This is a genomic window from Aeromonas sp. 25-AL00135, from assembly GCF_054052385.1.
This window is the reverse complement of sequence record NZ_JBSTYQ010000027.1, coordinates 1-16,705: the sequence shown is the minus strand read 5'-3', so window position 1 is coordinate 16,705 and position 16,705 is coordinate 1. Positions and strand designations below refer to the sequence as shown.

18 protein-coding genes are annotated in these 16,705 nt (G+C 59.9%); 12 read left to right on the top strand and 6 right to left on the bottom strand.

Features of this window, described 5'->3' with window-relative positions; genetic code table 11:
- Positions 1-73: 73 nt before the first annotated feature.
- From ACW5XC_RS19350 to ACW5XC_RS19325, 6 genes are all read left to right on the top strand, one after another.
- The gene (locus tag ACW5XC_RS19350; RefSeq protein ID WP_042053900.1) at positions 74-1,003 is read left to right on the top strand and encodes an ROK family protein; all 930 of its coding nucleotides are present in this window, start codon (positions 74-76) and stop codon (positions 1,001-1,003) included.
- A gap of 60 nt (positions 1,004-1,063) precedes the next feature.
- Positions 1,064-2,074, top strand: coding sequence for an erythrose-4-phosphate dehydrogenase (gene epd / locus ACW5XC_RS19345; protein WP_042053901.1), 1,011 nt, complete (start codon positions 1,064-1,066; stop codon positions 2,072-2,074).
- A 61-nt stretch (positions 2,075-2,135) separates the two neighbouring features.
- Positions 2,136-3,299: a phosphoglycerate kinase gene (locus ACW5XC_RS19340; RefSeq protein WP_005335436.1), complete on the top strand. Its 1,164-nt coding sequence runs from the start codon at positions 2,136-2,138 to the stop codon at positions 3,297-3,299.
- Positions 3,300-3,414: 115 nt separating this feature from the next.
- Positions 3,415-4,494: a class II fructose-bisphosphate aldolase gene (gene fbaA / locus ACW5XC_RS19335; RefSeq protein WP_005340963.1), complete on the top strand. Its 1,080-nt coding sequence runs from the start codon at positions 3,415-3,417 to the stop codon at positions 4,492-4,494.
- A 159-nt stretch (positions 4,495-4,653) separates the two neighbouring features.
- Positions 4,654-5,958 carry an NAD(P)/FAD-dependent oxidoreductase gene (locus tag ACW5XC_RS19330; protein WP_143182636.1) on the top strand — a complete coding sequence of 435 codons (1,305 nt, stop codon included), beginning with the start codon at positions 4,654-4,656 and terminating at the stop codon, positions 5,956-5,958.
- Between the two features lie 240 nt (positions 5,959-6,198).
- The gene (locus ACW5XC_RS19325) at positions 6,199-6,786 is read left to right on the top strand and encodes a hypothetical protein (protein WP_042053905.1); all 588 of its coding nucleotides are present in this window, start codon (positions 6,199-6,201) and stop codon (positions 6,784-6,786) included.
- A 55-nt stretch (positions 6,787-6,841) separates the two neighbouring features.
- On the opposite strand, the gene ACW5XC_RS19320 is transcribed toward ACW5XC_RS19325, so the two are convergent.
- The 3 genes from ACW5XC_RS19320 to cutA all read right to left on the bottom strand — a co-directional run bounded on the left by ACW5XC_RS19320 (position 6,842) and on the right by cutA (position 9,491).
- Positions 6,842-7,255, bottom strand: a complete 414-nt coding sequence (locus ACW5XC_RS19320) for a hypothetical protein (protein ID WP_042053906.1) — start codon at positions 7,253-7,255, stop codon at positions 6,842-6,844.
- Between the two features lie 131 nt (positions 7,256-7,386).
- Positions 7,387-9,177 carry a protein-disulfide reductase DsbD gene (locus ACW5XC_RS19315; protein WP_042053908.1) on the bottom strand — a complete coding sequence of 597 codons (1,791 nt, stop codon included), beginning with the start codon at positions 9,175-9,177 and terminating at the stop codon, positions 7,387-7,389.
- Positions 9,174-9,491, bottom strand: a complete 318-nt coding sequence (cutA, locus tag ACW5XC_RS19310) for a divalent-cation tolerance protein CutA (RefSeq protein ID WP_042053910.1) — start codon at positions 9,489-9,491, stop codon at positions 9,174-9,176. Before cutA ends, ACW5XC_RS19315 begins: the two co-directional genes overlap by 4 nt.
- A gap of 244 nt (positions 9,492-9,735) precedes the next feature.
- On the opposite strand from cutA, the gene ACW5XC_RS19305 reads away from it, so the two are divergent.
- Positions 9,736-10,092, top strand: coding sequence for a hypothetical protein (locus ACW5XC_RS19305; protein WP_005362699.1), 357 nt, complete (start codon positions 9,736-9,738; stop codon positions 10,090-10,092).
- 162 nt (positions 10,093-10,254) lie between these two features.
- On the opposite strand, the gene ACW5XC_RS19300 is transcribed toward ACW5XC_RS19305, so the two are convergent.
- Positions 10,255-10,701 (bottom strand): PACE efflux transporter, encoded by a 447-nt coding sequence (locus tag ACW5XC_RS19300; RefSeq protein WP_042053912.1) that lies wholly within the window; start codon positions 10,699-10,701, stop codon positions 10,255-10,257.
- A 125-nt stretch (positions 10,702-10,826) separates the two neighbouring features.
- Here ACW5XC_RS19300 and ACW5XC_RS19295 point away from each other — a divergent pair, with 125 nt between their 5' ends.
- Positions 10,827-11,708: a LysR family transcriptional regulator gene (locus tag ACW5XC_RS19295; protein ID WP_042053946.1), complete on the top strand. Its 882-nt coding sequence runs from the start codon at positions 10,827-10,829 to the stop codon at positions 11,706-11,708.
- Between the two features lie 6 nt (positions 11,709-11,714).
- On the opposite strand, the gene ygfZ is transcribed toward ACW5XC_RS19295, so the two are convergent.
- Positions 11,715-12,623 (bottom strand): tRNA-modifying protein YgfZ, encoded by a 909-nt coding sequence (gene ygfZ / locus ACW5XC_RS19290; protein WP_042053914.1) that lies wholly within the window; start codon positions 12,621-12,623, stop codon positions 11,715-11,717.
- 111 nt (positions 12,624-12,734) lie between these two features.
- Here ygfZ and ACW5XC_RS19285 point away from each other — a divergent pair, with 111 nt between their 5' ends.
- Positions 12,735-13,004 carry an FAD assembly factor SdhE gene (locus tag ACW5XC_RS19285; protein WP_005335417.1) on the top strand — a complete coding sequence of 90 codons (270 nt, stop codon included), beginning with the start codon at positions 12,735-12,737 and terminating at the stop codon, positions 13,002-13,004.
- Positions 13,005-13,023: 19 nt separating this feature from the next.
- The gene (locus tag ACW5XC_RS19280) at positions 13,024-13,416 is read left to right on the top strand and encodes a protein YgfX (protein ID WP_042053916.1); all 393 of its coding nucleotides are present in this window, start codon (positions 13,024-13,026) and stop codon (positions 13,414-13,416) included.
- A gap of 157 nt (positions 13,417-13,573) precedes the next feature.
- On the opposite strand, the gene nadB is transcribed toward ACW5XC_RS19280, so the two are convergent.
- The gene (gene nadB, locus ACW5XC_RS19275; protein ID WP_005354382.1) at positions 13,574-15,181 is read right to left on the bottom strand and encodes an L-aspartate oxidase; all 1,608 of its coding nucleotides are present in this window, start codon (positions 15,179-15,181) and stop codon (positions 13,574-13,576) included.
- A gap of 182 nt (positions 15,182-15,363) precedes the next feature.
- Here nadB and rpoE point away from each other — a divergent pair, with 182 nt between their 5' ends.
- Both rpoE and ACW5XC_RS19265 read left to right on the top strand, forming a co-directional pair.
- Positions 15,364-15,945: an RNA polymerase sigma factor RpoE gene (gene rpoE, locus ACW5XC_RS19270; protein ID WP_005335411.1), complete on the top strand. Its 582-nt coding sequence runs from the start codon at positions 15,364-15,366 to the stop codon at positions 15,943-15,945.
- A 22-nt stretch (positions 15,946-15,967) separates the two neighbouring features.
- Positions 15,968-16,570, top strand: a complete 603-nt coding sequence (locus tag ACW5XC_RS19265) for an RseA family anti-sigma factor (RefSeq protein WP_042053918.1) — start codon at positions 15,968-15,970, stop codon at positions 16,568-16,570.
- Positions 16,571-16,705 lie beyond the last annotated feature (135 nt).

The following is a 16,705-nucleotide window of genomic DNA, read 5'->3' as shown; positions in this document are numbered from 1 at the left end:
GCCGCAAGGCCCCGTTTTACATTAAAAAATGGCGCCGCGACGACGAGCGCGTGGCGGCCGTGCAGGAGGCAAGATGAGCAGCAAGTCACTGGATTGGGGTATCGATCTTGGCGGTACCAAGTGTGAATGCGTGGTGCTGGATGGTGACGAGGTGCTGCTGCGCCATCGCATCCCCACCGAGCGGGCGGGCGGTTATGACCATATGATCGGCCAGATCGCCAAGTTGGTAGCAGAGTGCGCCGAGAAGATTGGCCAGCGCCCTACCGTCATCGGCATGGGCACGCCGGGGGCGCGGGATCCGCAGACCGGTCTGATGAAAAACTGCAACACCACAGAGCTCAATGGCAAGCCGTTCAAGGAGGATCTGGAGCGCCGGCTCGGCGTGCCGGTGCTGATTGCCAACGACGCCAACTGCTTTGCGCTGGCAGAAACCCATCTTGGTGCGGTGCGCCAGCACCATCCCGATGCGAAAGTGGTGTTCGGCATCATCATGGGTACCGGGGTCGGCTCCGGCATCGTTATCAACGGCCGCATTCTCAACGGTCATCACGGCATTGCCGGTGAGTGGGGCCACAATGTGCTCTCTCCCGATGGCCCCGAGTGCTACTGCGGCAAGCACGGCTGCGTCGAGACCCTGATCAGCGGCCCGGCGCTGGAGGCCTGGTACGAGGCCAAGGCCAAGCGCCGCCTCTCGCTCGCCCAAATCGCGGCCGCCACGGCTCACGATCATGTGGCCAAGCTCACCATCGACCGGCTGCACCTGCTGTTTGGTCAGGCGCTGGCCAACGTGGTCAACATTCTCGACCCGGATGTGATCGTCATCGGCGGCGGGGTGGGCAATGTGCAGAGCCTTTACAGCGCCGGACGGCAGACAATTTTGCCCTTCCTCTTTAATCCCCGCTTCGCAACCCCCATTATTGCTCCTGCCCTTGGCGACAGTGCCGGGGTATTCGGGGCGGCACTGCTGGCCCGCGGTGAATTCAAGGAGGCCCTGCTGTCGTAGCCGGGGCTCCCGGGCGGCCGGTGTGCCGCCCTGTTGCTGGTTCAAGGAAACGGATTCTCGATGATCAAGATTGCCATCAATGGTTACGGGCGGATCGGTCGCAACGTGTTGCGAGCCCTCTATGAAAGCGGGCGCGACAAGACCATCAAGATCGTCGCCATCAACGAGCTGGCGGCCCCCGAGGCCATGGTGCACCTGACCCGTTACGATACCAGTCACGGTCGCTTCCTCCATCCGGTGCAACTGGCGGGCAACAGCATGCTGGTGGGGGAGGATCTCATCTCCCTGTTTGCCGAGCGGGATCCGTCAAAGCTGCCGTGGCGGGCGCTGGGAGTCGATGTGGTGCTCGATTGCACCGGGGTATTCGGCTCGCGGGCCGATGCCGAGCTGCATCTGGCGGCGGGGGCGGGTAAGGTGCTCTTCTCCCACCCGGCGGATGCCGATGTGGATGCCACCGTGGTTTACGGGGTCAACCATCATACCCTCACCGGAGCGGAGCGGATCGTCTCCAACGCCTCCTGTACCACCAACTGCGTGGTGCCGGTGATTGAAACATTGCATCGAGAATTCGAGATAAATTGTGGTACTATTACGACAATTCATTCGGCCATGCATGATCAGCAAGTCATCGATGCCTACCACAGTGACTTGCGCCGAACCCGCGCTGCCAGTCAGTCCATCATTCCGGTGGACACCAAGCTGGCAAAGGGGCTGGAGCGTATCCTGCCCCACTTCGCCGGCAAGTTCGAGGCGATCGCGGTGCGGGTGCCGACCATCAATGTAACAGCGATGGATCTGAGTATTACTGTTCGTAAAAAAGTGACAGTTAGTGACGTAAATCAAGCCCTGCAACGGGCATCCAGAGGTACATTACACGGTATTCTGGATTACACGGAAGAACCTCTGGTCTCCGTAGACTTCAATCATGATGCACACTCCTGCATCATTGATGGTACCCAGACCCGGGTGAGCGATGCCAACCTCGTCAAGATGTTGATGTGGTGCGATAACGAATGGGGCTTCGCAAACCGGATGCTGGATACCACCCGGGCCATGATGGCCGCAGGCTGAGCCTGCCCCGGGCGAAAGGTTACTGTTTTTAACATTACCTGGAAAATATAGAGGACTGAATATGTCTGTTATCAAGATGACTGACCTGGATCTGGCGGGTAAACGCGTTCTGATCCGTGCTGACCTGAACGTACCGGTAAAAGACGGCAAGGTCACCTCCGATGCACGTATCGTTGCGACTCTGCCGACCATCAAGCTGGCTCTGGAAAAGGGCGCCAAGCTGATGATCACCTCCCACCTGGGTCGTCCGACCGAGGGTGAATACAACGAAGAATTCTCCCTGGCTCCGGTTGTCAACTATCTGAAAGACGCTCTGTCCTGCCCGGTTCGCCTGGCCAAGGATTACCTAGATGGCGTAGAAGTCGCTGCCGGTGAGCTGGTTGTGCTGGAAAACTGCCGCTTCAACAAAGGCGAGAAGAAGAACACCGAAGAGCTGGCCAAAAAATACGCCGCCCTGTGTGATGTCTTTGTAATGGATGCGTTCGGTACTGCTCACCGCGCCGAAGGTTCCACCTACGGTGTTGCCCAGTTCGCACCTGTTGCTTGTGCCGGTCCGCTGCTGGCGGGTGAACTGGAAGCGCTGGGCAAAGCCATGCTGAAGCCCGAGCGCCCGATGGTTGCCATCGTTGGCGGCTCCAAGGTCTCCACCAAGCTGACCGTTCTGGAATCCCTCTCCAAAATCGCTGACCAGCTGGTTGTCGGTGGTGGCATCGCCAACACCTTCATCGCTGCTGCCGGTCACAACGTCGGCAAGTCCCTGTGCGAGCACGACCTGATCGACACCGCCAAGAAACTGGCTGCCGAGACCAACATTCCTGTGACCACCGACGTGGTTGTAGGTGCCGAGTTCTCCGAGTCCACTCCGGCGACCATCAAGTCCGTCTCTGACGTGACCGACGGCGACATGATCTTCGACATCGGCCCGGATTCTGCCAAGGCTCTGGCTGACATCATCATGAACGCCAAGACCATCCTGTGGAACGGCCCGGTTGGTGTGTTCGAGTTCGACCAGTTCGCTGAAGGCACCAAGGTTATCGCTGAAGCCATCGCTGCTTCTCCGGCCTTCTCCATCGCTGGCGGTGGCGACACCCTGGCTGCCATCGACAAGTTCGGCATCGCTGACAAAGTCTCCTACATCTCCACTGGTGGCGGCGCCTTCTTGGAGTTCGTAGAAGGCAAGGTACTGCCGGCTGTTGCGATTCTGGAACAGCGCGCCAAAGCCTAATTGACCCGGAACGGGGGGCAAAAGCCTCCCGTTTCGTTTATCATGTGCCCGCTGTGTCGGTTCATGATGAACCCCCCATTTTTTATTAACGGCATACGAGACAGGACGATTAAACATGTCTAAGAAAATTTTCGACTTCGTAAAACCCGGCGTGATCACTGGTGATGACGTTCAGAAAGTGTTCGCCATCGCTAAAGAGAACGGCTTTGCTCTGCCGGCCGTAAACTGCGTTGGTACCGACTCCGTTAACGCCGTACTGGAAGCTGCCGCCAAGGTTAAAGCGCCGGTTATCGTTCAGTTCTCCAACGGTGGTGCCGTGTTCACCGCCGGTAAGGGTCTGAAGCTGGAAGGTCAGAAAGCTGCCATCCTGGGTGCCATCTCTGGTGCCAAGCACGTTCACGCTGTTGCCGAAGCTTACGGCGTGCCGGTAATCCTGCACACCGACCACGCTGCCAAGAAGCTGCTGCCGTGGATCGACGGTCTGCTGGAAGCGGGTGAGAAGCACTTTGCTGAAACCGGCAAGCCGCTGTTCTCCTCCCACATGCTGGATCTGTCCGAAGAGTCTCTGGAAGAGAACATCGACATCTGCTGCGAGTACCTGACCCGCATGGCCAAGATGAACATGACTCTGGAGCTGGAACTGGGTTGCACCGGTGGCGAAGAAGACGGCGTCGACAACAGCCACATGGATCAGTCCGCTCTGTACACCCAGCCGGAAGATGTTGCTTACGCTTACGAGCGTCTGTCCAAGATCAGCCCGCGTTTCACCATCGCTGCCTCCTTCGGCAACGTACACGGTGTATACAAGCCGGGTAACGTCAAACTGACCCCGTCCATCCTGGACGCTTCCCAGAAGTACGTTTCTGAGAAGTTTGGCGTTCCAGCCAAGTCTCTGGACTTCGTATTCCACGGTGGTTCAGGTTCCACTCTGGAAGAGATCCGCGAGTCCATCTCCTACGGCGTAGTGAAGATGAACATCGACACCGACACCCAGTGGGCAACCTGGGAAGGTCTGCTGAACTTCTACAAGAAGAACGAAGCTTACCTGCAAGGCCAGCTGGGCAACCCGGAAGGCGCCGACAAGCCGAACAAGAAGTACTACGATCCGCGCGTATGGCTGCGTGAAGGTCAGACTTCCATGATCGCTCGTCTGGAGAAAGCATTCTCCGACCTGAATGCCATCGACGTACTGTAATTCGTTACAGCACCTTGATTGCATGAAAAGGCGCCCTTCGAGGCGCCTTTTGCATTTCTGTGATCCGCACCGGTTGGTGAGTGGAGGGGGAACTGGGTATTATCGAAACAACTTTGCTTATTTTATTAAACAATTTGCAACCAAGGCAGGATGCTGAGTATGCAGGCAGGAAAGCACAACGGATATCAGGAGCACGTCGCCTCCTACTACGCGGCCACCCGCAACGACCCGCAACAGTGGCCCGAGCTGGAGGGGGAGCACAAGGCTGACGTCTGCATCATCGGCGGCGGCTTTACCGGTCTCGATACCGCCATCAATCTGGCGGATGCCGGGTACAAGGTAGCCTTGCTGGAGGCCAACCGCATCGGCTGGGGCGCCTCCGGGCGCAACGGCGGTCAGCTTATTCGCGGTATCGGCCACGATACCAGCCAGTTCGCCCGCTGGATTGGTGAGGATGGGGTCCGCGAGCTGGATCTGATGGGGCTGGAAGCGGTGCAGCTGGTGCGCGAGCGGGTCGAGCGTTTCAATATCGAGTGCGACCTCACCTGGGGTTACTGCGATCTGGCTACCCGTCAGCGCCATCTGGCAGGTTTCGAGGAAGATCTCGACCATCTGGCGAGCCTCGGCTATGAGCACGAACTCAAGCTGGTACCGCGGGAAGATATCCATAGCGTGGTGGGATCGGATCGCTATATTGGCGGCCTCATCGACATGGGCTCCGGCCACCTGCATCCTCTCAATCTTGCGCTCGGCGAGGCGCGCGCTGCAGCCAGCCTCGGGGTTTCCCTGTTTGAACACTCCAGAGTGACCCATATCGATTACGGCAAGCAGGTAGAGGTGACCACCGCCCACGGCCGGGTCACTGCCGACTATCTGGTGATCGGCTGCAACGCCTATCTCAATGACCTCAATCCAGAGCTGGGAGGGCGGGTGCTGCCGGCCGGCTCCTACATCCTCGCCACCGAGGTGCTGGATCGCCGCTTGCGCCAGCGCTTGCTGCCGCAAAACATGGCGGTCTGCGATCAGAACGTGGCGCTCGACTACTACCGCCTCTCCGCCGATGGTCGTCTGCTGTTTGGCGGGGCCTGCAACTATTCGGGGCGAGACCCGAAGGATATCAAGGCCTTTATGTTGCCCAAGATGCTGCGAGTTTTCCCCGAGCTGGCTGGCACTGCCATCGAGTTTCAGTGGGGCGGGATGATCGGGATCGGCGCCAACCGGCTGCCGCAGATTGGCCGTATCAAGGAGCATCCCAATGTGCTCTACGCCCAGGCCTATTCGGGTCACGGTCTCAACGCCACCCATATGGCGGGCAAGCTGGTAGCCGAGGCGATCCGCGGCGAAAGCCGGGGTTTCGATCTCTTTGCCAGCGTGCCCCATATCACCTTCCCCGGCGGCCCGGCGCTGCGCTCCCCGCTGTTGGCACTGGGTATGCTGTGGCACCGGATGAAGGATATCTTCTGACCCCCATTGTCAGTCTGCGCAGTGATGGCTGAACGTGGCCCCTTTTTGCCAACCCCTTGTTTATAGCGGGTTAGCACTATCGTTCCGCCTGATAGACCAAAAGATGCATTCGCGCCAATCTCGTCCGGTTGGCGCTATCTTTTAGGTGTGAGTGCGGTTATCTGCCAAGGGGCAAGAGTTTGTCAGATTGCCGGAATTGTTGCCGAAAAAGGGCCAAAGGGCGGGGAGAGGAGGGCCAAGATGGAGATAAATGTAGTCGCGTCAGGCGGGCTCAGCCCGCTGTCGCAACGGCAGGGTTCTCGCGCTGTGCAGGCACAGGAGCGGGCTGCAACTTCACCATCAACGGGCAGTGACAGCCTGGTGCGCGACCTTGGCGCAGTGCTGGATGAGCTGGGGCTGTCACCGCAAGGGGAGAGCAGCGGCGGTGGCACTGTTTCAATCAGGGATTCGCTGGAAGCGTTCATCAACACCATGATGGGCTCCCTGCAACAGCAGCAGGAGCAACAGTTGGCATTGCAGCAACAACAGCGGCAAGAGCAGGAACAGCGCAAACTCGCCATCGCCGACAGCAGCGAAAATCCGCTCAAGCGGGATCTGGAGCGCCTGCTGGAGACGCTGGATCAACAGGGCGGGCAGGGAAAAGAGAGCGAACCAGGAGCCGAGATCGAAGCGGTGAACCCCTTGCAGAGCCAGCTGACCAAGCTGCTGGAGAGCAGCGGTGCGGCAGAGAGCGGGGTCACCCTCAAGGAGGTACTGTCAGGGTTGGCCAGCAAGCTGCCGAACGAACCTGCCGAGCGAAAAGGGTATCGGGTCGATACCCAGGTTTGAGCTGGTTGGCAACGGCAGCCCCGCCGTTGCAGAGACATGAGGGGCTTGTTGCCTTTTATTGCGCTGGTTCCGCCAGCCGCCAGCCCTGTTCGCTCTTCATCATCCACACCTCTGCCTCTTGCGGCAGCACCTGGCCCGCCTCGAACTCGCCATATTTACGCTCGAGCTCCATCAGACCCATCTCCTGCTGGAAGGGGCCAACCCGGTCGTAGACCAGATCCTCGTCGTGCAATACCTGCAACTGATCGAGCCCCTGCCTGAAGTGGAGCTGGTAACTCACCTTGACCAGATAGACCCCCTCCATCCGCTCCTCCTTGCCGAGGATGGTGAAGTCGCTGATATCGAACAGGTTGGCGTCTGTCTCGGCCAGCAGCTTGGCGGTAACTTGGCTCCGGATATCCTCTTCACCGGGCCCTGCACTGCAGCCATAAAGCCAGAGGGCTAGCAGGGGGATGAACCACTTTTTCATCAAAACTCCGGACGGGCGAGACAATCGAAGGGCAAATTCTGCCATGCTGCCGGTCATATACAAGGGATTGCCAGAAAAATCAGTGCGTAACGTATGAGGCGGCCCCTGCCTGTCGACAGGGGGGCCGTTGGTCAGCGTAGCTGATCAAGTTTGCCCAGAAACTCGGCAGGCCCCATAAAACCGGTGATCCGCAGGCCTGTCAGCTCCTTGCCCTCGCGGTCGAAGAAGATGAGGGTCGGCAGCCCCAGCACATTGAGGCCGTTGAGCAGCTCGATATCGGCATCGTCGTTGGCGGTAACATCCGCCTGCAGCAGCACCATCTGGCCGAAGCGCTCCCTCACCGCGGGGTCGCTGAAGGTCTTGTGTTCGAACTCCTTGCAGGCGACGCACCAGTCGGCGTAGAGGTCGAGCAGCACCGGTTTGCCGCGGGCGGCTGCCAGCTGCACCTTGAGATCATCCAGCGTCTTGATGCGGATAAACTGCGGTGCCGTTTGACTGGCATCCGCCGTGATGGCAGCAGGGGGGGGCGGTTGCAGCAGATCCTTGCCCACTACCACGGCGCTGATCATCGCCAGCAACAGCACGAAGCCGCGCACGCTCTTGGCCACCGAGTGGGGCTGGTGCTGGTTGTGGTGATAGAGATAACCGCACAGCAGCAGCCCCCAGCCAAGCCAGGCGAGGGTAGTAACTTGATCGCTCCAGAGCCGTGACAGCAGCAGGATGGGCACCGCCAGCAGGGCAAAACCAAACAGCTGCTTGATCACATCCATCCAGGCGCCCGCTTTGGGCAGCAGCTTGCCACCCGAGGTGCCGAGCAGCAGCAGCGGTAGCCCCATCCCCAGTGACAGCGCATAGAGCGCCGCCCCGCCGAGCCAGAGATCGCCGCTCTGGGCCACGTAGATCAGCGCCCCCGAGAGCGGCGCCGTGGTGCAGGGGGAGCAGACCAGCCCGGAGACCATCCCCATGATGGCGACCCCGACTACCGAGCCGCCCTGCTGGCGGTTGGAGAGACCGGAGAGACGGGTTTGCAAACTGCTCGGCAGTTGCAGTGTATATAGGCCGAACATGGAGAGGGCCAGCAGCACGAACATCACCGAGAGGGCGATCAGCACATAGGGGTGTTGCAGCGCAGCCTGGAATTTCAGCCCTGCCGAGGCCACTACCAGCCCAAGCAAGGTGTAGGTGACCGCCATCCCCTGCACATAGACAAAGGAGAGCAGGAAGGCGCGACCTGTGGAGAGGCGATGGCCAGCACCGGCGATGATGCCGGTCAGGATTGGGTACATGGGGAAGACGCAGGGGGTGAAGGCGAGCCCCAGCCCCAGCGCGAAGAAGGCGACGATGCTGAGCCAGAACCCCTGATGGCCGAGGGCGGAGGCCAGCTGATCCTGCTGGCTAACCGGTGCGACGCTTTGTGCCGTTTCAGCAGCGGATGCGGTGGTTGCCGTGACCAGCGGAGCCACATCGATCAGTTTGTCGGTCGGTGGATAGCAGAGGCCGTCGGTACAGCCCTGATAGCGCACCCGCAGGGTGGCATTTTCCCCCACCTCCTTTAGCGGCACCGCGATGCTCACCTGCTGATAGTAGACCCGGGTCTTGCCGAAGAAGTCATCCTCGTGCTCTGTGCCTTCCGGCAGGGTCGGCTCGCTGAAGGTGAGGTTGTTCCCCTTGAAGCGCAGGCTGTGGCGATAGAGGTAGTAATCGTCGGCGATATGGAGGGTCAGCAGCAGCTGATCGCCACGCTGTTCGCTCTCGATCTGAAAGGCCTTATCGACCTGCAAAAATTTGGGTTTGGCATTGGCCTCAATGCCCAGCGAGCTGAGCAGATCGGCGCCGCTGGCGCGGGCAGGGGAGCTGCCCACCGTTGCCATCAGCAGGGCACAGAGCAGCAACAGGGGGGAGAGCAAGCGGGTGAGCGTCATGAGGTCTCCCCATTGAGCCAGTCGAGATAGGCAGGTATTCCGGCACTTACCGGCAGGGCCAGCAGCTCGGGCACCTCATAGGGGTGATTGGCTTGAATACATGCCTGCAGCTTGGCAAAGAGTGGCTGGCGGGATTTGATGATGAGCTGGATCTCGGTGGTGCGCTCCACCTTGCCTTGCCAACGATAGACGGAGGTGACGCCCGGCAGTTGATTGATGCAGGCGGCCAGCCGCTGGTTCAGCAGCTGTTCGCAGAGAAGGTCGGCACTGGTTTGATCTGGGCAGGTGCAGAGCACCACAATGGCGTCGGTCATAAAGCGGATCTTCACCTCGTTGGGGTAAACCGGGCAGGCGCCCTTGCCGTCTCATCCCTGTTTGCGGATGAGGGTGAAAAAAGCGCCTGAAAATCAGCGGCTACTATACCCCAGAGCAACTTCAAATAGCATCTGTAGCCATTTGTGAGCCAGCGCCAAAAATTTGTGGGGGGCATGAGATAGACGCTGTCATGGGGACAGGGCAGAATGAGCGGGCTTGTTCCCAATTGACGTAAGGAAATGTATGACCCAACAGAATGAGCAGCAGAGAAACCGCATGTTGAGCCTGCTGCGCGAAGGTGAGCGCCGCATGTTGGTTCAATTGGCCGGGCTGCTGCGCACGACCGCCGATGAAATCAATGCCGAGCTGGAGAAAGAGGAGCTGATGGCCACCCTGGAGCAGCCCATTACAGTGGAGTATCTCAACGGCGTGGTGCAGCACCATCTGTTCGAGCGCAAACACAAGGGAGATATGGCGGTTGCCCAGCAGATCCTGAGCGATTATCAGAGCGAGCTGGAAGCGCTGCAGGCCGCTCAGGCTCAGCCTGAAGAGGCTGCCGCTGCCGACGAGAGCGGCGAAGAGCTCAAGGCACAGGCTTGAGCGACGGGCAGGCCTGAATCCTTACCTCTGAATCAGCCGGCCTGCCAGCGCTGATCCCTGTTGCGGCCCCATCATGTCTGCCATGGTGGGGCCGTGTCGTTTCATCTGTTGCCTTCCCTTGTTGACCTTCACTTCTCGGTTTCAATCCAACTGATTCGTGCCTTAGCGCGCCTCTTGGGGCATGCCGTGCGGCACTTCGCGGGGGATGGGGAACACCTTGTCATAGCCCCAGTTGTAGACGAAGGCATAGATCAGATAGAAGACGACGAAGCCCAGATCCAGCACCAGCGCCTCCAGCAGGCTGACGCTCAGCCACCAGGACATGACCGGCAGCGCGACGATCAGCAGACCGCCCTCAAAGCCGAAGGTATGCAGAACCCGTTGCCACAGGGTTTTGTGGGTATGGCCCTGATATTTGAGCAGCAGCTTGTCGACCCCGATGTTGTAGATGTAGTTCCAGACCGTGGCCAGCACCGAGAAGAACAGTGCCAGCGGGCCCATATGGTTGAGCCCGACCCCGGTAACCCAACTGGCCAGTGGGGCGGCCATCAGCAGGCCAATGAATTCAAAGCCAATGGCATGGCGCAGGCGATCGTTACGGGTACGCATAAGTCACTCTCTCAATCAGATTTATTCACGGATTGCTGGTTAATCTATAGATCTTTAGCGATAGATTCATGTTGGTATCCATCGCTAAAATAGATGGATGAGAGAGCTTGCCGGAGGGCCATAAGATGACGCCATCACTGGAACAACTGAGGATCTTGCTGGCGGCCGCCGAAACCGGCTCGTTTTCCGCTGCCGCCCGCAAGCTGGGCAAGGCGCAGTCGGTGGTGAGCAGCGCCATCGCCAATCTGGAGATCGATCTGGCGCTCACCCTGTTTGACCGCAGCGGCCGCTATCCGCAGCTGACGGAGGCGGGGGCCCGCATGGTGCAGGAGGCGGGGATCCTGCTGGCGCAGAGTGAACGATTGCAATCCATTGCCGGGGAGCTGGCGGCCGGGGTGGAGACGCGGCTCACTCTGGCCATCGATGATGACTCCCACCTCCCCTGGCTCGGCACCCTGCTGGAGGAATTCGCCACTCGTTACCCGACCGTGGAGCTGGAGCTGCTCTTCCCGCTGATGGAAGATGTGACCGAGATGCTGGTGACCGGCCGGGCCCAGCTCGGCATCAGCTATCAGAAGGTGCATCCCCAGCGGGAGATTGTCGCCCATTCGCTGGGGGAGGTGACCATGCCGCTGGTGGTGTCACCGGATCATCCGCTGGCCCGCAAGCAGCCGCTGCGGGAGGTCGATCTGCAGGGGGCACGTCAGCTGATGGTGACCGGCCGACGGGAAGGGAACGAGCGCCAGCGTTTTCGCATCTCGGCTCAGGTGTGGTGGGTCGAGGGGGATCTCGGGGTGCTGGAGCTGGTCAAGCGGGGCCTTGGCTGGTCCGCCATCCCGGAATTTCTGCTGCATCAGCCGCTGGCTCGCGGCGAAGTGGTGGTGCTGGAGCCGGACTTTATCGCCAGCCACGCGCTGGCGCTGGAACTGCAGTGGCATCGCGCCCGCCCGCTGGGGCAGGCGGGGCGCTGGCTGAAGGAGGCACTGCTGGCGCGGGTGCCTCGCTAGCCGACCTTACTCGGTCAGGGCGTAAGGCAGGGGTTGCAGGGTGAGGCGGGAGCCTTCGTCCTGCTTGAGGCGGAATTGGGCGTCAGCCTCGGTATCTTTCGGCAGTACGGCGGTGAGCCACACCTGCCCGGCCTGTTGCCAGGCGTTGAGCACCATGCCGCTGCGACGCCAGTTGTCACCGAGCTGGATCTCCAGGGTATCACCCGCATTGACCGGCTCGCCGGCAGTGCCCGCCAGCAGGAACAGGGCGCGGTTGTTGGCGCCGCGATACTTGGCGCGGGCCACCGTCTCCTGCCCCATGTAGCAGCCCTTGTTGAAGCTGATGCCGTCCAGTGCCTGCAGGTTGAGCATCTGCGGGATGAACTCCCCCTGATGCACCGCTTCCATGTGCGGCAGGCCCGCCTTGATCTCGAGCCCCCACCAGAGTGACTCGTCCCCTTGCGGCAGGGCGTCGGCTTGTTGATTGCTCACCAGCAGCCAGCGATCCTGTTCAATCTTCACCGCCATGCCGCCGTCGATCAGACCGCTCTGCTCAAGGCCGAACTGGGCAGTGATCCAGCCATCGCTGCCCGTACCGGCGATCCCGGTGGCGTGACGCTCATCGGCGGCGATCTCGACCTTGGAGAAGACGGCAAATTTCTTCAGCTCCGGCAGCTGACGTTCCAACACTGAAGGGCTGGTCAGCAGCAGCAGGCTGTCGTCGAGGCAGAGTAGGCGGAAATTGCTCCACAGCTTGCCCTTGGGATCACAGTGGCCACCCGGGGTCTGTTGCCCCGGTTGCAGGGCGTTGACATCACAGGTGACCTGACCTTGCAGATATTTGACGCGATCCTGGCCGCTGATACGGGTGATGGCCAGCTTGGTCAGGGAGAAGCGGGTCGGCTCGGCAGGAAAAACAGGTGGTTGCAGGCTCACGATGGTATTCCAGAGAGAAAGTATGTGAGCTGCATGGTAAAGACGTAACTAATGTTTGTCAGCCGGAAAATCCAGCTGGTACCATCCCCCGGTCTTTGTAAGGAGAGTGCCATGTTGAGCCCAGTTGAAAAATCCCGCCTGAAGTGGGCCTGCCGTCGCGGTATGCTCGAGCTGGATGTGATCTTTATGCCCTTTTTCGAACACGAGTTCGACTCCCTGAGCGAAGCCGATCAGCAGACCTTTATCCGCCTGCTGGCGAGCGACGATCCGGATCTGTTCAAATGGTGCATGGGTCATGGTGTCCCTGCCGATCCCGCATTTGCCGCCATGATCCCGATGATCCTGGAGCGCAATCAGGCGCGCCACGACCGCCAGGGGTAATACCGTGGAGCGGGTGATCATGACGGTTCACCCCTCCCGCCATCAGCAATGTTTGCTGGTGGCCCTCTTTTTGTTGCTGCTCTGGCCGGTGGCTGGCCTGATTGCCGGTTGGCAGTGGGCGCTGTTGCTGCCCGTCTGGCTGGCGGCGCTCTGGTTGAGCTGGCGCTCCCTCGTCGAGCTCCCGTTCGAGCTTGTCTGGGATGGCCAGTGGCTACAGTGGCAAGGTCGCCGCTATCAGCTCGGCAAGAAAAGCCGTATTCTGCCCGGCGTGCTCAGGCTAGCGCTTTGTCCCGAGCCGGAAGGCTCTGAATCGGCGTCGCCACGGCAACTGTGGCTCTTCTCCGACGCCCTTCCCCCCGAACATTACCGCCTGCTGGCGCGAGCCATCCACTTTCTGCCGTCCCGACGTTGACGCCTGCTTCCCTGATAACCAGGCGCTGAGTTATTGCGATAAGCCGCTGCCATGTGGCTGATTACGGTACTCTTTTTGTGGCTGAAAAGCGGTTGAAAACAAGTGACCCCGCCATGGCGGGGTCACTGATTGCTGCAACGCTTTACGGGAAGGGGGATTAATCCCGCTCCGGGGTCAGCACAGTCGGTTTGGAGTCCGGCAGCATATCCGGATAATCCAGGTTGTAGTGCAAGCCGCGAGACTCCTTGCGCTGCAGGGCGCAGTTGACGATAAGCTCGGCCACCTGCAGCAGGTTGCGCAGCTCCAGCAGGTTGTTGGAGACACGGAAGTTGGCGTAGTACTCCTGCACCTCCTGCTTGAGCAGGTCGATGCGGCGTTTGGCGCGGGCGAGGCGTTTGTTGGTACGCACTATCCCCACGTAGTCCCACATCATCAACCGCAGCTCGTGCCAGTTGTGCTGGATCACCACCAGTTCGTCGGAATCTTCCACCTTGCTCTCGTCCCACACCGGCAGGCGCGGCGGCTCCACACTCATCGGCAGCTTGGCCAGAATGTCGGCACCCGCCTGATGGGCATAGACCACGCATTCCAGCAGGGAGTTGGAGGCCATGCGGTTGGCGCCATGCAGACCGGTGTAGGTCACTTCACCGATGGCGTAGAGGCCGGGGATATCGGTCTGGCCGTTGTTATCGATCATCACGCCGCCACAGGTGTAGTGGGCGGCCGGCACGATGGGCATCGGCTCCTTGGTGATGTCGATGCCGACCGCGAGGCAGCGCTCATAAATGGTCGGAAAGTGCTTGATGATGAAGTCGGCCGGTTTGTGGCTGATGTCCAGATACATGCAATCCGCCCCGAGTCGCTTCATCTCGTGGTCGATGGCGCGGGCGACGATATCGCGGGGTGCCAGTTCGGCCCGCTCATCAAACTCCGGCATAAAGCGGCTGCCGTCCGGGCGGCGCAGATAGGCCCCCTCACCACGCAGCGCTTCGGTCAGCAGGAAGTTGGGGTCATCGGGGTGGAACAGACTGGTGGGGTGGAACTGGTTGAACTCCAGGTTCGCCACCCGGCAGCCGGCCCGCCATGCCATGGCGATGCCATCGCCAGAACTCACATCAGGGTTGGAGGTGTACTGGTAGACCTTGGAGGCACCTCCGGTCGCCAGCGCCACGAAACGGGCGCGGATCACCTCGACCTGCTCGGCGTTGCGGTTCCAGACGTAGGCGCCAAGCACCTTGTTGCCCGGCAGGTTGAGCTTGCGGGTGGTGATGAGGTCGACCGCGTTGAAGCGCTCCATCAACTGGATATTGGGGTGGGCGCGCACCTGATCGATCAGGGTGAGCTGCACCGCCTTGCCGGTGGCATCCGCCGCGTGGAAGATGCGGCGATGGCTGTGGCCCCCTTCCCGGGTGAGGTGGTACTGAGACTCGCCGTCGGCGTTCTCCTCCTGATCGAAGGGGACCCCTTGCTGAATGAGCCACTGGATGGACTCGCGGGCGTGGCGAGCGGTGAACTCCACCACTGCCGGGTCACACAACCCGGCGCCCGCGTTGAGCGTGTCGCTCACGTGGGATTCGATGCTGTCGGTTTCGTCGAAAACGGCAGCGATGCCTCCTTGCGCATAGAAAGTGGCCCCTTCACTGATGGGCCCCTTGCTCAGAACCAGGACTTTGGCGTGGTCTGCCAATCGCAACGCGAGGGACAAACCAGCGGCACCGCTGCCAATGATCAGTACATCGCAAAGGTATTCAACACTTGCTTTCATAAGTATCATTGGCCTGGATTAAGAACTGGCACCATGGTAGCCCAAGCGAGGGCGAGGATGCAGCCTGCATCACATTTTTTTCAATTGAAGCGAACTTTCTCTGATTCTCCCTGTCTGAACTTGTGCGCTTAGGAAGGGCCGGAAAAGAAAAACGATAACCTGATGGGGGTTTTACGGCTCTGATGAGCGACCAGAATCTACTGGACGAACAGCTGGTTGAACGGGTCCAGCGCGGCGATAAAGCAGCTTTCAACCTGTTGGTAAAAAAATACCAGCATAAGGTGGTCAACCTGGTTGCCAGGTATGTCAACAATCCCGGTGATGTGCCCGATGTGGCGCAAGAGGCCTTTATAAAAGCCTACCGTGCATTGCCGACATTCCGTGGCGAAAGTGCTTTTTATACCTGGTTGTACCGAATTGCCGTCAACACGGCGAAGAATTATCTCACCTCCCAGGGGCGCAGGCCGCCTAGCAGTGATGTGGAGGCTGACGAAGCGGAGTCTTATGGTGGTGGTGAAGCCTTGCAAGAGGTCTCAACCCCCGAAAACCTGGCGCTGACTGACGAGATCAAACGCACCGTGTTTTCAGCCATTGAGGCATTGCCGGAAGACCTGAGGACAGCTATCACCCTTCGCGAACTGGAAGGGCTGAGCTACGAAGAGATTGCCGAAATCATGGATTGCCCAGTGGGTACGGTCAGATCCCGTATCTTCCGGGCGAGGGAAGCAATCGATAAAAAGCTGCAACCTCTGATCGAGAATTAACTGGGGAAAGACGGGTTAACTTATGGCAAATAAAGAGCAAATCTCTGCCCTGATGGATGGTGACCTGAGTGACGCAGAGGTACTGAACGAGCTGGAGATGGACTCCGACTTGCAAGATACCTGGGGTCGTTACCACCTGATCGGCGATGCCATGCGGGGTGACCTGCCGGTCAATCTGCAATTGGATCTCAGTGACAGCATCATGGCTGCGCTGGAGGATGAGCCCACCATACTGGCACCCAAGCCGGTCGAGACGGCTCCCGTGCTGCAACCTGCCGTTGCGCCGGTCAAGACAGATGCCAATGTGGTTCCGTTGTTCCGCCGTGTCGGTCAGCAACTGGGTCAATATGCCATTGCGGCATCTGTGGCCGCTGCCGTTATCTTCGGGGTGCAGCAGTATCAGGGACAGGATGGCGTTCCGGCCAATCCGGTGCTCAATACCATTCCAATCGGTGGCAGTGCTGCACCTGTGAGTGTTCACTATCCGCAACAGGATGGCGCCCGTGCCCGTCAGCAAGGGCTGACCGAACAGCAGATGCAGGAGCAGCGGGAGCGGATCAATGCCTTCCTGCGTGACCACCAGTTGCAGCAGCGCCTGTTGCAAGACAGACAGATCCAACAATAACGAATTGTCAGGGATACAAACGTGCGCCAGTCCAGCCGTATTTTGCTGGCCTCTCTCCTGCTGATTAGTGCCAAGGCCCCCGGCCGCCCAAAGTAGGGCCCCGGCCTTTTGTGGGCCCAGAAGAGAGGGCCGTCC

What these genes read in the sequence shown, in the direction of transcription:
- ACW5XC_RS19265 (WP_042053918.1), top strand. Translation starts at nt 15,968, where the DNA reads ATGGCAAATAAAGAGCAAATCTCTGCCCTGATGGATGGTGACCTGAGT.
- ACW5XC_RS19320 (WP_042053906.1), bottom strand. Translation starts at nt 7,255, where the DNA reads ATGAAAAAGTGGTTCATCCCCCTGCTAGCCCTCTGGCTTTATGGCTGC.
- ACW5XC_RS19325 (WP_042053905.1), top strand. Translation starts at nt 6,199, where the DNA reads ATGGAGATAAATGTAGTCGCGTCAGGCGGGCTCAGCCCGCTGTCGCAA.
- cutA (WP_042053910.1), bottom strand. Translation starts at nt 9,491, where the DNA reads ATGACCGACGCCATTGTGGTGCTCTGCACCTGCCCAGATCAAACCAGT.
- ACW5XC_RS19330 (WP_143182636.1), top strand. Translation starts at nt 4,654, where the DNA reads ATGCAGGCAGGAAAGCACAACGGATATCAGGAGCACGTCGCCTCCTAC.
- ACW5XC_RS19350 (WP_042053900.1), top strand. Translation starts at nt 74, where the DNA reads ATGAGCAGCAAGTCACTGGATTGGGGTATCGATCTTGGCGGTACCAAG.
- ACW5XC_RS19280 (WP_042053916.1), top strand. Translation starts at nt 13,024, where the DNA reads ATGACGGTTCACCCCTCCCGCCATCAGCAATGTTTGCTGGTGGCCCTC.
- ACW5XC_RS19305 (WP_005362699.1), top strand. Translation starts at nt 9,736, where the DNA reads ATGACCCAACAGAATGAGCAGCAGAGAAACCGCATGTTGAGCCTGCTG.
- fbaA (WP_005340963.1), top strand. Translation starts at nt 3,415, where the DNA reads ATGTCTAAGAAAATTTTCGACTTCGTAAAACCCGGCGTGATCACTGGT.
- ACW5XC_RS19315 (WP_042053908.1), bottom strand. Translation starts at nt 9,177, where the DNA reads ATGACGCTCACCCGCTTGCTCTCCCCCCTGTTGCTGCTCTGTGCCCTG.
- rpoE (WP_005335411.1), top strand. Translation starts at nt 15,364, where the DNA reads ATGAGCGACCAGAATCTACTGGACGAACAGCTGGTTGAACGGGTCCAG.
- nadB (WP_005354382.1), bottom strand. Translation starts at nt 15,181, where the DNA reads ATGAAAGCAAGTGTTGAATACCTTTGCGATGTACTGATCATTGGCAGC.
- ACW5XC_RS19295 (WP_042053946.1), top strand. Translation starts at nt 10,827, where the DNA reads ATGACGCCATCACTGGAACAACTGAGGATCTTGCTGGCGGCCGCCGAA.
- ACW5XC_RS19340 (WP_005335436.1), top strand. Translation starts at nt 2,136, where the DNA reads ATGTCTGTTATCAAGATGACTGACCTGGATCTGGCGGGTAAACGCGTT.
- epd (WP_042053901.1), top strand. Translation starts at nt 1,064, where the DNA reads ATGATCAAGATTGCCATCAATGGTTACGGGCGGATCGGTCGCAACGTG.
- ACW5XC_RS19300 (WP_042053912.1), bottom strand. Translation starts at nt 10,701, where the DNA reads ATGCGTACCCGTAACGATCGCCTGCGCCATGCCATTGGCTTTGAATTC.
- ACW5XC_RS19285 (WP_005335417.1), top strand. Translation starts at nt 12,735, where the DNA reads ATGTTGAGCCCAGTTGAAAAATCCCGCCTGAAGTGGGCCTGCCGTCGC.